Genomic DNA, 13,387 nt, shown 5'->3' with positions numbered 1-13,387 from the left:
GTTACTGACTTTTATAGGGTAAGCATAGTAAAGCTTGGTATTTATTAACCTTTAGGTAAGCTCAATAAGTTAACACCAGCCATTTTATGCATTACTTTAACAACTTGGCAGCTGTAGCCAAATTCATTGTCGTACCACACGTATAATACGGCGCGGTCTTCATCGGCAATAGTCGCTTGTGAGTCAACAACACCCGCAAATCGAGAGCCAACTAAGTCACAAGAAACGATTTCAGTTGATGCTGTGTAGTCAACCTGCTCACGTAAATCTGATTGTAATGCAACGCCACGTAAATAGTTGTTTAACTCATCACGATCTGTCGATTTCTTCAGGTTAAGATTCATTATTGCCATTGAAACATTTGGCGTAGGAACGCGGATTGCGTTACCCGTTAATAAACCTTTCAATTCAGGCAACGCTTTTGCAACAGCTTTTGCAGCACCTGTTGAAGTAATAACCATGTTTAATGGTGCACTACGACCACGACGATCTGACTTATGATAGTTATCAATTAGGTTTTGATCGTTGGTGTATGAATGTACGGTTTCAACATGACCGTTTTTAATACCGTACTCATCGTTTAATGCTTTTAACACCGGTGTAATAGCGTTTGTTGTACAACTTGCAGCAGAAATAATTTTATCTTCTGGTAAGATATCGTTGTGGTTTACACCATATACAACGTTTTTGATTTCACCTTTAGCTGGCGCTGTTAATAATACTTTAGCAACACCTTTAGATTGTAAATGTTGACCTAGGCTTTCTTCATCAGTCCAAATACCTGTGTTATCTACAACTAACGCGTTATTAATACCGTATTGCGTGTAGTCGATATCACTTGGAGATTTGGCGTAAATTACTTTGATGTAAGCGCCATTTGCTTTAATCGCGCAAGCTTCTTCATCAACGGTGATACTACCATTGAATGCACCGTGAATTGAGTCACGACGTAATAAAGAGGCACGCTTTTCAAGATCACCGTCTTTACCAGGACGAATAACAATTGCACGCAAGCTTAAGTTAGACATTGGTCCGGTACGTTCAATTAATAAACGCGCTAAAATTCGACCTATACGACCAAAACCATAAAGAACAACATCTTGCGGACCCTCAACATTGTCTTGTTCTTTTAATGGGGCTATTTCTTTTTGTAAGTATTGCTCGATGGTTAAGCCATTTGCTTCACCTAAAAATAAATAACGGTAAGCAAGTTTACCAACATCAATGTTTGAAGGCTTTAAGTCCATTTTGCTTAATGCTTCAACGAAAGGAAAACTCTCACGTAAACGAAGTTTAGTATCTTCATGAATACCAACTGATTTATGTGCTTTAATGATATCAATGGCTGAAGCATTAACTAAAGGACGACCATATACAGAAATTTCAACACCAAAGTTACGGTACAATTGACCTATGATTGGTTGCATTCGTTCTGCTATATCTTGACGTTCTTGCCAGCTTTTTTGATAAATCTCTTCATTATGAGAAGTCATTTCGTAAACCTTTATGTAATTTATGAGTTATGAAAAATCTAATTATTCATAGAGTTAGTAGGTAAATAATTAGCTTGATTGTCCTAATCAACGGTATTGTAATTCAACTTGTAATAATTCTCCACAGCTTACAAAACATAAAATCAAAAAAACATCATTCTTTAGTATTAGAAAATTTACAGCTGAAATGAGCATTGCCTGAAAGGAGATACAGGCAGAATAAAAAAAGAGAAGTAAAGTTACTTTTGTGCTAGTTGTTTTCTTTAAAATTTAAGCTTAAAGAATTGACACAATAGCGTTTAAAGGTTGGTGCTGGGCCGTCATCAAAAACATGGCCAAGGTGAGACTGACAGTTGTTACAGCGAATTTCAGTACGAGACATTGCCAAAGAGTGATCGGGCAGGTATTCAATTGTATCTTTGATTGCGGCATTAAAACTTGGCCAACCACAGCCAGATTCAAATTTAGCCTCACTTAAAAACAAAGAACACTGGCAACAAGCGCAGGTATATGTACCTTGCTCCCAATGTTCGTTATAAATACCGGTAAACGGTGCTTCTGTTGCAGCTAAACGACAGACTTTATAAGCATCTTCAGATAACAGCTTTTTGTATTTGTCATCATTATCTTGGCTCATATTAATCTCCCGTTAGCTAAAGTTTTAGAGCTTGATTATTGGTCTATCCGCTGATGTCCATTCAACATGGAATTTATGACCTGCTGGCTGATCAATTCGCTCAAACGTATGGGCACCAAAGTAATCTCGCTGACCTTGTAATAGGTTAGCAGGTAATGTGGCACAGCGCATAGAATCATAATAGCTTAATGAAGCTGAGATTGCTCCAATAGGAATACCCATTAAAGTACATTGCGCAACAGCTTTACGCCAGTTTTGTTGGTAGCTACTTAATTGTTCACTAAAGAAACTATCAACTAACAGGTTATCAAGCTGTTGCTCGCGCTCAAACGCATCTGTAATTGACTGTAAAAAGGCAGCTCGAATAATACAACCAGCACGCCAAATTTTAGCAATAGAAGCAAAATTTAATTGCCAGTTATGCTCAACAGAAGCCAATTTCATTAATTGGAAGCCTTGCGCATAAGTACAAATCTTTGAACAATATAAAGCATCATGTAATTGTTCAATAAACAATTCTTTCTCACTTTCACAAAGAGGTGTAAATTCTGGCGCAGATAACACAGTAGAAGTATGTTTTCTTAATTCTTTAAAAGAAGAGATAGAGCGAGCATAAACTGCTTGAGAAATAGTTGGTGACGGACACCCTACTTCTAATGAACTAACGGCTGTCCATAAACCAGTACCCTTTTGGCCTGCTTTATCGAGTATTAAATCAACTAAGTGTGTTTGTGTTTCCACATCTTTATGGCGTAATACTTCAACAGAAATTTCCATTAAGTAGCTATCAAGAACGCCTTGGTTCCAACCTTCAAAAATATTAGCTATTTCATCACAACCTAATTGTAAACCTTCACGAAGTACGTGGTAAGCTTCACAGATAAGCTGCATGTCAGCATATTCAATACCGTTATGAACCATTTTTACGTAATGACCAGCACCTGCAGGACCAATATAGTCGGCACACGGGTCACCATTTTCAATAACTTGACCAGGCTGTGATCTTTCTAGTGGCTTACCTGTTGCAGCATCAACTTTTGCCGCAATAGCACTCCAGATAGGCTTAACTCGTGTCCAGGCATAAGGTGAACCACTAGGCATTAAAGCTGGGCCGAAACGCGCGCCTACTTCACCACCTGAAACAGCTGATGAGAAAAATAAGAAATCATCTTTATACTTAGCTTCACGTTCAACAGTATCCGTCCAAAGACTATTACCTGTATCGATAACAATATCATCACGTTGAATACCAGCACCAATAAGGTTCTGACATACTTGATCAACAATGTCACCTGCAGGCACAGAAAGAACAATTAAATGTGGCGCTTTTAATTGCGCAAGTAATTCAGTATATGAAGAACAACCAACAACACGTGGTTCGCCATTATTAGTTTCATTTTTATCTTGTTCAATAACAGCAGATACTTTTTCTAAGTCAAGATCAAATGCAGCGATTTTATAGCCATTATCGGCAAGGTTTAATACTAAATTTTTACCCATCACACCAAGGCCAACAAAGCCGATATCGCATTTATTTAAGTTTTCAGACATGTATAAATTTCCGTTTTCACCTACAACACAGGGGCTGTTTTAAGGCGTATTTTTTGATATGCATAATTTTATGGCGCGTATTCTGCCACAAAACTTATCTTTTATGTAACTTTATAAAAAAATAGTTAGCAAATCTAATAAAAGAACAGAAAAAGTAAGAAAAAGCTTGATTAAAATGTAAAATGTTGTAATTTTACTACATTATATTTTTATACATAATTTCTCAAAAGGTTTAGACATGAAAAAGATTGCAATTAATGGTTTTGGTCGTATAGGACGCCTAGTTTTTCGCGCAGCAATGGAGCGTGATAACTTAGAGGTTGTTGCAATTAATGATCTTATCGACATTGATTATATGGCTTACATGTTAAAATTTGACTCAACACACGGTCGCTTTAACGGTACGGTTGAAGTATCTGATGGTTACTTAGTTGTAAACGGTAAGAAAGTTAGAGTTTCAGCTGAACGTAATCCTGCAGATTTAAAGTGGGACGAAGTTGGCGCTGAGATTGTAGTTGAGTCTACTGGTTTATTTTTAACGGAAGAAACTGCACAAAAACATATTGATGCTGGCGCTAAGAAAGTAATCATGTCTGCCCCATCTAAAGATGCAACGCCTATGTTTGTTGCAGGTGTAAACTTTGATGAATACAAAGGCCAGGCAATTGTTTCTAATGCTTCTTGTACTACAAACTGTCTAGCACCTTTAGCTAAAGTAATTAACGATAACTTTGGTATTGAAAGTGGCTTAATGACAACAGTTCACGCAACTACTTCAACTCAAAAAACTGTTGATAGCCCAAGTGCTAAAGACTGGCGTGGTGGTCGTGGTGCTAGCCAAAACATTATTCCATCTTCTACAGGTGCAGCTAAAGCCGTTGGTAAAGTTATTCCTGAATTAAATGGCAAACTAACTGGTATGGCGTTCCGCGTTCCTACTGCTAACGTATCAGTTGTAGATTTAACAGTTAACTTAAAAACAGCAGCAACTTACGAGCAAATCTGTGCAAAAGTAAAAGAAGCTGCACAAGGCGAAATGAAAGGTATTTTAGACTACACAGACGAAGCTGTAGTATCTAATGACTTTATCGGTGAAGCATGTACTAGTGTTTTTGACGCAGCAGCGGGTATTGCAATGACAGATAAGTTTGTAAAACTTGTTTCTTGGTATGACAACGAAATGGGTTACTCAAACAAAGTTTTAGATTTAGCTGAGCATATTTTTGCATACGACGCAGCAGTACTAAAACAAGTTAGCTAAGTTCGCTTAATACATAGCTCAATAAGAAATACCTCGCACTTGCGGGGTATTTTTTTATGCAAACTACAATAAAGAAGATGGTAAATAACTATCAAAAACTCGCAATAAGGAATAAACCTATAATTACAGCACATAAAAACATAGTTTTACCTAAAGCAGAATTTCCCTTTAAAGTTTCCTGATGTTGCTTTTTAAATGTAACTAATTGGCTATCATCAAATTGTGAACAATGATCGCATTGCGAAAGTGTTTTGGTGTAATAAAGACCACACCTCTTACAACGTTTCTTCTTAGGCTGCATTTTTGTCCACGCAGCACTCATACCTAATGACATAAACCCCCTTCTTTGTACCTAACGCTAAGTTAGTTGTTATTAGTCCTGCTTAACTCTCTTTAAATATTACTCTTTGCACTGTACTTTCAGTGTGCTCAAAATGCTATCTAACTCTAATGTATCGACTTTATTTACAATAGTAGAAACTATCGCTATAGCATAATCACCTGATATGCATGCCATATACCTTTGATTTACGATATTATCACCAACCTCTAATTGACTATTAAAGTAAGATATATCCACGCCATTAATTACTTTAATGTGGCAATCTTCTTCATAATCCATTTTTATTTGACTTTGATCCATAGCTTTCTTGGCATGATAAAGGTAGTCACACCCTTTTTTAATTCCCGGTAATACTGAAATATTCTCCGCAATTCCCATTAAAGATGAGTTAGTACTTGTAGGTGTGCCTGGTTTGAATTCATGAAAACCAAACAAAGGAAGCGATGTTTTCAAAGCAGCCTCAGTAATGGCTTTAAAATTTTCATCATCACCACTAATAATGTCGCTGCCAAGCTGTTGCATAGCGATTAGCTCTTTTACATTTTGAGCATACCAACTCTCTGGTTTCGTAATACTTAATTGAAACTTTTCATTACTAAAATTGATATTGTCTGTTGAAACGGTCAATGGCAATTCTTTCGTTTTTGTTGTATCACAAGAAATAAGGCTTAAAGAAACAAGCAAGATTTTAAAAATTTTCAAGAGTTGATCTCCATATCTTAAATAATGTAACGTTCACTGAGAGCCTAAGGATAGATAAGCCATAGGACCTCCTGAACAAATAATGCCTCATTAAAGGGCAAGTTTAAGTTGACTAAATTATTGGTATACAGTGACAAAACAAATTTTATTTGTCCTGCTTTAGTGATTCATTAGGAATTTCATTTAGCTTCACTAGGGCAGCTAAAGCTTTAATGCGAGAGCCTATATGCCTCATAGCTGCTCCCATAAGAAGTAGAATAGGCATTATTATTTTAAAAACTTCAGAGTTATTTTCAATAACGTAAAAGAGAATAGCCATAGCTAAAAGAAAATTAAATATATCTAGTTTAGAAAAACTCATCCTTCGATTATCTTAAGAAGTGCGTCTTGCCTTTTCATTTTAGATAAAACTAATTGTCCTTGAATTTCACTTTCTACATCTGTATTCATTTAAATCTCCGAAATATCAAACGCCCTATTTAGGGGCTGATAATAGCTTACTAAAGTAGTGTAACGCAGCGGAACTGAGCAAGTTGTTAGCAGTTCCTTTACTGTAATGGCTTGTTATGTGTTTTATTCGCCAAGCCATTTAAATTTTGCATCTTTGATTATTTTATTAAATTCAACTTGAGTGATTTTATCGTCATTTAAATCATCTTCTGCTGGCCAAACAACCTTCTGATATTCGTATTCTATAGCGGCAAGAATATAACCGAGCTCTCTTTCGGTGATGTTTTCCTTATGGAACTGATGCATCGCTAATTTTTTATTCCACGACTTCCCTTTTGGAGGTTGTGGTAACGTAAAATCAAGGGTAAGAAGCCTTTCATCTGATATTGTGAAACCTTTACCTATTGAATCTTTAGCACATTCATAGAGCATATAATCAATAGAGTCTTGCAGGCCATAAAAATGCCAATCAAAACCAGCATTACAACCTCCTACAACTTTCCCCTCTTTGTCAGTAATACTTATAACTCTTTCAGCACAACCTGAAAGGAAAAATAGGACTACGACTATCTTTAACAAATTTCTATACATTCATGCACTCTTCTATACATATAACGCCTAATTAAGAGGCCGATAATACTTAGCTAAATTGTGTAGAGGCGAAGCGGAACCAAGCTAAACTTTAGAAGTCCCGCTTTAAACATCTTGTATGTTTAAAATGCTCCACCACCGCTAGGGCCTCTAGTACTCCTATAGTTAGGGGGGGCTTATGTTTAGTAAAAAACATTTGTTTAAACAAAACAAAAGAAACCGAACCAATAACTAGCAAGCCGCCTATAATAATTTGTTCAAATCCAATAAATATTATGCCTAGCAAAATAAGGCCGCCAATGTATAACTTTCGCATAATTTATCCTTTAAACTAAACACCCAGCTAATGCGCAAATATTCTTGGCTTGCGGTTTTACAACTTTTGCAAAAGCCGTCAAAGCATTAATTGTCTATTTGAACGCCTGATATCTATTACTTGAACAAACTAAAAAGCGTATCTATAAATGAAGACTTCTTACTTGGCCCACCACCTGGTTTTGAATGACAAAGATTGCATATAGCTTTGTCTGTAAAGAAACCTTTATCTGTTTGATACACTGGTATTTTCCCTTTGCGACAAAAAGTGCAATCCATATACTCTACTGTTTTCGAAGATGTACTCATTTAAATCCCTTTAGTTATAACGCCCTGTTAAGGGGTTAATTGTAGTTGGCTAAAATAAGCGACGCAGGAGCAAAAGCAAACTGTTATATATCCTGCTTTAACGACTTGATAGCATTACTTTTTAGCAGACCAAGCAGCCTTTCTTGCTTGACTCTGTATTTCAGATAAATCGTCATCAAATGAGAATGAATAAATTCTCCAGCCATCTTTTACTTTGAAAAATTGAAATTCGTAACGTACAGGCTGCCTATCGTATGTAACCAAGTATGTAACATATACAAAAGACTCACCTACCAAAAATGTATCTAATTGGCCAATATGATGCACTTGACCAACCATCCCTTTAAGCGCATTAAGCTGTGTTTTAACATTTTTAATTTGATCTGGAATTGCAGAAACATATTCATTAGTACTATAAATAGAATCAACTGCCTCATCTATCTTATCTTTTTTATATAACTCAAAAAATTTATTAATTTCTTGCTGATAATCAGCAGCAAAAATATTAAAAGAAACGGTAAGTGATATAAGTAAAATTATACTCTTCATTATTTGTAGAACTCCGTAGTAATGCTAACACCTCAATAAAAGGCAAATAATGCTTGGCTAAAATCTGGCACGCAGTGACAAAAGCCAAGCTTTATTTGTCCTGCATGTGTGCCTCGAAAGGTTACTTACTATCAACCCTATTTTTAATTTGTACCTTAATCCACTTACGTACAAATGAATAAATAGTATGAATGACCAAAACAATACATATTAATGCAACTAAGCCAGTTGGTATGAACAGTAACAATATTCCTGCTTTATAGCCTGCAACAGCAAAAACGGAACAAATTATTCCAGCAAAAATTTCCAATAAAAAATTATCAAACCTAAAACCGGTTAGATGATCATTAGGTTGGGCGTAATGCTTCATTTTCATGAATGGCTGGTTTCTTCCTTGGTAACCAACGCCTTAATAAGAGGCGAATTATGCTAGCATGTATTATTGCGTTATTTGCTAAGATCATGACAGCCTTATTTGTCCAATTAATTAAGTTGTTATAAAACAAAATCACCAAATAGGTAAAACATTATCCCTATTACGATACAAATATCTAAAATATGAAATAACCTTATTCCAGGAACTATTACTGCTACTTCAGGTTTTATAGGATTATAGAAAACGGTTAGCTTATCCGCTTTAATGTAGAAACTTTTGAATATTGCAAACAGGCTCCCTAATGTCGCATATGCAATTTGGGTCGATTTGAATTCTTTACCATTAACAGTATATTGATAGTTAACTTTAGCAGCTAGACCTGAAGTCCCACCATGCGTAATACCTACGTCAGAGCTTATTAATTTACCTTGGGTTTGAGCCCACCCTTTGGCGACTTGATTTTTATACATTAGAAAGAATTCTATAAGAATACTTAATACGAATAATCCAAATATCAATAACATACCATTGCTTAAATTTTCCACTTGTCCTTCCTTGGTTTATAACGCCTCAATAAGAGGCAAAAATAGTTGGTTATACTTGTGTAGCATGAACAAAAACAACTGTTTTTGCCATACTTTAATGACTTGTTAGCATTTCGACTTAGGGATGACTTCAAAATACTCTTTCATTATTTTTAATTTACCTTCTTTATTAAATTTCACAATCTGATAAAAACTTGAATCTGTATAACAGGCTTTTACTGAGTAACGATCTGCACTAATTCTAAATCCATCATCTATTTTTATAATATTTAGATTTGAGTACGTAATTTTGTCGCCAGTGTTTTTTGACATCCATATTGCCGACTTTGCTAATTTTTTCCACTCCTCACCCGATAACTCTCCAAATTTCTCTAAACCGTGAGTGTGTTTCATATTTACCAATATTTGAGCACTATCGGAATATAGTCCAATAACCTTTTCATCATACGTCTGGATCAATATCGCGTACCTTCTAAAAAACTCTACAGGGTGCTCATCAGCGATATCAGGATTGAAAACTCTATAATTTTTGTATTCATTATCGGCCACTCCCTCGGCATTAAAAGCCATTGTGGTGAAAAAAAATAGAACGATAATGATTTTCATATTCATGATAAATCTACTAAATGTTAACGCCTTACTAAGAGGCTAATCATACTGGCACTGCTTTCTGTGTTTTTTGCAAAAACTGTGACATTGGTATTTGTCCTTTTGAGTAACTTGATACATATATTACAAAGATACATCTAATACGAACATAACGGGTAATATAACAACGACAAAACCTACGAAGCTGCACCATAACCCCTGCCTATTCAACGTATGCAAATAATCATAATTAACAGGTTGAGGATATTTACCAAAAGTTAATAATTTACAAATAGGCCAGCCGATGTAATAACATACAGTGTTGAAAAGTACATCAACTAAAATATAACCGATTGCTCGGCCTATACCCTTTCCTATTCCTTCAAATACATCTTCCATTTGTAACGAGACTCCCTATATGAATAACGCCTTACTAAGAGGCGAATGATACTGGCACAGCTTTTTGTGTTTTTTGCAAAAACGGTGACAGTGGTATTTGTCCTTTAAGTAACTTGTTAGCCATGTTTAATATGATGACTATTAAGGCTCTCAATACGCTCAGCTAGCCAAACTTTTATAATTGACTGCCTTGTTACTCCTACACGATTTGCTTCACGATCAAGAGAGTCAATCATCCACTCTGGGAAGTCTACATTAACTCTTTTGGTTGTTTGCGTAGTTCGTTTAGCTTGGGACAAGTCTAGATTGGCTAAAATATCGTTGCCTTCGTCAAACTCTTTATCAAAATCAGAAGCTTTCATAAAATTTCACCTCATTTGTTCTAGAACGCCTAACTGAAATTATTCGGATATTAGTATCTCGATAAGTTATAACAGCAGACCAGTGTTTACCATTATGGAATGCGATTATTACAAAGCGAGCTTCATCACTTGTATTAACGGGGATCTCTACTAACTCAGGATCATTCCACAATAACTTAGCTTCCTCAAAATCGATTCCATGCTTACCGAGATTGATTTGACTCTTATTTGGATCATATTCAAAAACATACATAGTATAAAAAGTATACCTTTTTAATGTGAATTGCAAGTTTAGAGAATACGGATAACGCCTCGTTAAGCGGCTAAAAATTGTTGGCTAAAATGTTGAGGAACGAAAACAGCCAACTATTTTTTGTCCGTACTAATTAGTTTGTTAGGTATACTTTGCTGAAGCCTTGTAAAAATAAACCCCAACTAAAATTGCTGTAATAATTTGAATAACAGCCGAAACAGTAATAGTTAATTCATATGGAAAAATGACAGAACCGAGAACAAAACCCAAAACAAAATATACAGCAATGCTTTGAACACTAGTTTTGCAAATAAAACTCAAGCTATAAAGCATAACTAAAACGAAAGTTAACACGCTCAAGCAGTCGGTTAAATATGCAATAGAGTAAACACTGTATTCTACTGGAAATACATCAGAATCGATAAGTAATTCAGTGAGAGGAGATTGAATATAAAGTGAAATATAAGCGAGGTAAATGAAAAACATCCAAACACTGGATGCACCTACGACTGTATATATTGATTTATGCACCAAACTTTCCCTGTATACCTAACGCTAAGCTAACGTGCAAATAATAATGGCGCTGCTTTTTGCGTCTTTTGCTAAAACTGTGACAGTGTTATTTGTCATGTTGAGCGCCTTGTTATACATCATTTACAATTACCCTTTTCCGCTTAAAATTTTCGCTAACATTAGAAAAATAAGCTAATGAAACAATGCCTCCTGTCAGAAACCATTCAAAAGCATCGATAGCTACTGTACCTGCATGTGATAAATGTGAAGTAACCATAAAAATATAAACAAATGAGAGAGGCAAACTTGATAGTAAGAACACTTCTCTCGCATATCTCCAATAGAAAGCCATACCTAAAGCACCATATAGAAACAAAAACAAATTTAGGGGCACCTGAATTAGGTTTACAATTAGAGGTAAATTTCTTAAATCGAGAATAAATGTATTATGTGCATTCCAAGCGTTAATTATTTCGGGAGCTTGTAACCAAAATAAATACTGCTGATTAGCAATGGATTTTCCAATCGATACTACTAAATAAATACCTATTAATAGTCTAAAAACAGTTTGATTCAACCCTACCTCGCATGATGTATAACGCCACTTAATGGGCAAATAATTAGCTTGGCTATAATATGGAGCGCAGCGACAGGAGCCAAGCTTTATTTGTCCTGTTGAAGTGCTTGTTATACAACTATTTAACTGAGTCTGCCTTTAATGCTAGTAGTAACGTTTCGCTCTCAATTTTTAACTTGAGTTTACCTGTTGAGTCAAGACCGTCTGACGTAGCGATATAGCCTCTGAATATAAGCTTACTATTTATTGTAATTTCACCTTCAGCAAATGGAGCAAAACTAGTTACCCAAATATGCTTTAGTCCTGCAATATTTAGATTTAATTTATATAGTTTTTTACCTTTATGACCATCAATTATTTCTACAATATCTCCTGATAACGCTGTAAGTTCACCTTCGTATTTCGGGTTTAACTCGCCATTTAAAAATGGGTTATCGTTCGCTTCTTTTGCGTATTGTCCGGAAAAGGCACTAATCGAAATTAATAGGATTAAAAGGGTAAAAATATAACGCATGACTTTCCTTAGTTGTATAACGCCCGCATAAGGGGCTAAGTAATGTTTGGCTAAAATCGTGAAGCGAAGCGGAACCGAGCCAAACGTTGCGTGTCCCGTTGCTTTATGCGCTTGTTAGGCTTCGCTTTCACTGTTTTTAAAGTGTGCTTTTGATGCTTTACCAAAAGCTAAAGAAACAAATAACCAACTTAATAACCCGAAAACTAAAAGCATTAAGACAACTTTATCGATAGTAAATGCATCTGAACCTTTTGGGTACATCGTAATTGCACCACCAAATGCGAAAATTAGAATAATTATTGAACTGTATATTCTTGCCCAATTTTTTCGCATTACCACCCCAACTAGACCAACTAGAAAGAAAGATGGAACAAATAGCCAATTAAAATCCGCACTGCCATTGATAAGGCTAGTAATTGTTGGGATTACACCAATAAGAAACAACAAAGAAAACGTAACTATGGTAGCAATGACACTTGGTGGTCTTTTGGTCAAAATGAACTCCTTGTTCGATAGATGCCTAACGCTTTGCTAAGGGGCAAATTATACGTTTGCTACAATGCGCGAAGCGCAGCAAACTGTTATTTGGCCTATTGAGTAACTTGTTAGTTAACCCATATATTTGATTTATTTAAATAAACTAGATGTAACGTAACAATATAAGGTGACAACCACAATACTGTTGAAAAAAGATTAATATCTTCAAAGGTAATTATTCCAAAAGGTATAATTGCTAAACACCCAGATATTAAGTAGAAACATAGTCTTCTTGGTGGTGCAATATTAATATCAGGGGATAGTTGTTTTGCCAACAGTTGAGATATACCCCATATTCCAAACAACCCACCTATTGTCATAAAGGGGTAATGGGTTAAGCTGAAATCACCTTGAAACATAGAATAAATAGCCAATGGCGTCCCTAATAAAATACCAAATCCGAGAAACCAAATTGGGACTAAAAATACTAATCCAAATTCTATAGCTAATAACATTCTATAAAAATTGCGCATGTCTTCCCTGGGTAACTAACGCCGCAATAAACGGCAAATGTTAGTTGGC

At 35.5% G+C, this 13,387-nt stretch carries 21 protein-coding genes; 1 reads left to right on the top strand and 20 read right to left on the bottom strand.

Annotated features, from left to right (window positions below):
• Nucleotides 1-44: 44 nt before the first annotated feature.
• The 3 genes from FNN08_RS04810 to gndA all read right to left on the bottom strand — a co-directional run bounded on the left by FNN08_RS04810 (nt 45) and on the right by gndA (nt 3,681).
• Nucleotides 45-1,493, bottom strand: a complete 1,449-nt coding sequence (locus tag FNN08_RS04810) for a glyceraldehyde-3-phosphate dehydrogenase (protein WP_143583601.1) — start codon at nt 1,491-1,493, stop codon at nt 45-47.
• 250 nt (nt 1,494-1,743) lie between these two features.
• Nucleotides 1,744-2,130, bottom strand: coding sequence for a peptide-methionine (R)-S-oxide reductase MsrB (gene msrB, locus FNN08_RS04805; protein WP_143583600.1), 387 nt, complete (start codon nt 2,128-2,130; stop codon nt 1,744-1,746).
• Nucleotides 2,131-2,154: 24 nt separating this feature from the next.
• Nucleotides 2,155-3,681, bottom strand: coding sequence for an NADP-dependent phosphogluconate dehydrogenase (gene gndA / locus FNN08_RS04800; RefSeq protein WP_143583599.1), 1,527 nt, complete (start codon nt 3,679-3,681; stop codon nt 2,155-2,157).
• 238 nt (nt 3,682-3,919) lie between these two features.
• Between gndA and gap the strand changes: the two genes are divergently transcribed.
• Nucleotides 3,920-4,942, top strand: a complete 1,023-nt coding sequence (gene gap, locus FNN08_RS04795) for a type I glyceraldehyde-3-phosphate dehydrogenase (RefSeq protein ID WP_143583598.1) — start codon at nt 3,920-3,922, stop codon at nt 4,940-4,942.
• Between the two features lie 91 nt (nt 4,943-5,033).
• Here gap and FNN08_RS04790 read toward each other — a convergent pair whose 3' ends face one another.
• The 17 genes from FNN08_RS04790 to FNN08_RS04710 all read right to left on the bottom strand — a co-directional run bounded on the left by FNN08_RS04790 (nt 5,034) and on the right by FNN08_RS04710 (nt 13,338).
• Nucleotides 5,034-5,276 carry a hypothetical protein gene (locus FNN08_RS04790; protein WP_143583597.1) on the bottom strand — a complete coding sequence of 81 codons (243 nt, stop codon included), beginning with the start codon at nt 5,274-5,276 and terminating at the stop codon, nt 5,034-5,036.
• Between the two features lie 66 nt (nt 5,277-5,342).
• Nucleotides 5,343-5,987, bottom strand: coding sequence for a hypothetical protein (locus FNN08_RS04785; protein WP_143583596.1), 645 nt, complete (start codon nt 5,985-5,987; stop codon nt 5,343-5,345).
• A 145-nt stretch (nt 5,988-6,132) separates the two neighbouring features.
• Nucleotides 6,133-6,348 (bottom strand): hypothetical protein, encoded by a 216-nt coding sequence (locus FNN08_RS04780; RefSeq protein ID WP_143583595.1) that lies wholly within the window; start codon nt 6,346-6,348, stop codon nt 6,133-6,135.
• Between the two features lie 212 nt (nt 6,349-6,560).
• Entirely contained in the window at nt 6,561-7,028 is a 468-nt protein-coding gene (locus tag FNN08_RS04775; RefSeq protein WP_143583594.1) for a hypothetical protein, read from the bottom strand.
• 91 nt (nt 7,029-7,119) lie between these two features.
• Nucleotides 7,120-7,344 (bottom strand): hypothetical protein, encoded by a 225-nt coding sequence (locus tag FNN08_RS04770; protein ID WP_143583593.1) that lies wholly within the window; start codon nt 7,342-7,344, stop codon nt 7,120-7,122.
• 422 nt (nt 7,345-7,766) lie between these two features.
• Nucleotides 7,767-8,201, bottom strand: coding sequence for a hypothetical protein (locus FNN08_RS04765; RefSeq protein ID WP_143583592.1), 435 nt, complete (start codon nt 8,199-8,201; stop codon nt 7,767-7,769).
• A 121-nt stretch (nt 8,202-8,322) separates the two neighbouring features.
• A complete protein-coding gene (locus FNN08_RS04760; RefSeq protein WP_143583591.1) occupies nt 8,323-8,577 on the bottom strand; it encodes a hypothetical protein in 255 nt (84 codons plus the stop codon).
• 119 nt (nt 8,578-8,696) lie between these two features.
• Complete coding sequence (locus FNN08_RS04755; protein ID WP_143583590.1) at nt 8,697-9,122, bottom strand: DUF3592 domain-containing protein; 426 nt, start codon at nt 9,120-9,122, stop codon at nt 8,697-8,699.
• Between the two features lie 105 nt (nt 9,123-9,227).
• Complete coding sequence (locus FNN08_RS04750) at nt 9,228-9,734, bottom strand: hypothetical protein (protein ID WP_143583589.1); 507 nt, start codon at nt 9,732-9,734, stop codon at nt 9,228-9,230.
• Between the two features lie 120 nt (nt 9,735-9,854).
• Entirely contained in the window at nt 9,855-10,109 is a 255-nt protein-coding gene (locus tag FNN08_RS04745) for a hypothetical protein (protein ID WP_143583588.1), read from the bottom strand.
• 116 nt (nt 10,110-10,225) lie between these two features.
• Nucleotides 10,226-10,471, bottom strand: a complete 246-nt coding sequence (gene brnA / locus FNN08_RS04740; RefSeq protein WP_143583587.1) for a type II toxin-antitoxin system BrnA family antitoxin — start codon at nt 10,469-10,471, stop codon at nt 10,226-10,228.
• Nucleotides 10,458-10,724 (bottom strand): BrnT family toxin, encoded by a 267-nt coding sequence (locus FNN08_RS04735; RefSeq protein ID WP_143583586.1) that lies wholly within the window; start codon nt 10,722-10,724, stop codon nt 10,458-10,460. The genes brnA and FNN08_RS04735 overlap by 14 nt, the downstream gene beginning before the upstream one ends.
• A gap of 141 nt (nt 10,725-10,865) precedes the next feature.
• Entirely contained in the window at nt 10,866-11,255 is a 390-nt protein-coding gene (locus tag FNN08_RS04730) for a hypothetical protein (RefSeq protein WP_143583585.1), read from the bottom strand.
• Between the two features lie 112 nt (nt 11,256-11,367).
• The gene (locus tag FNN08_RS04725; RefSeq protein WP_143583584.1) at nt 11,368-11,814 is read right to left on the bottom strand and encodes a hypothetical protein; all 447 of its coding nucleotides are present in this window, start codon (nt 11,812-11,814) and stop codon (nt 11,368-11,370) included.
• 118 nt (nt 11,815-11,932) lie between these two features.
• Entirely contained in the window at nt 11,933-12,328 is a 396-nt protein-coding gene (locus FNN08_RS04720; protein ID WP_143583583.1) for a hypothetical protein, read from the bottom strand.
• Nucleotides 12,329-12,442: 114 nt separating this feature from the next.
• Entirely contained in the window at nt 12,443-12,823 is a 381-nt protein-coding gene (locus tag FNN08_RS04715; RefSeq protein WP_143583582.1) for a hypothetical protein, read from the bottom strand.
• Between the two features lie 110 nt (nt 12,824-12,933).
• Nucleotides 12,934-13,338, bottom strand: coding sequence for a hypothetical protein (locus FNN08_RS04710; RefSeq protein ID WP_143583581.1), 405 nt, complete (start codon nt 13,336-13,338; stop codon nt 12,934-12,936).
• Between the last annotated feature and the right edge of the window lie 49 nt (nt 13,339-13,387).

This window comes from Thalassomonas sp. M1454, assembly GCF_007097525.1.
In the GTDB taxonomy this organism is placed as follows: domain Bacteria; phylum Pseudomonadota; class Gammaproteobacteria; order Enterobacterales; family Alteromonadaceae; genus Thalassotalea_A.
Note: the sequence above shows the minus strand (reverse complement) of the source record. Positions and strands in the feature narration are given on the sequence as shown.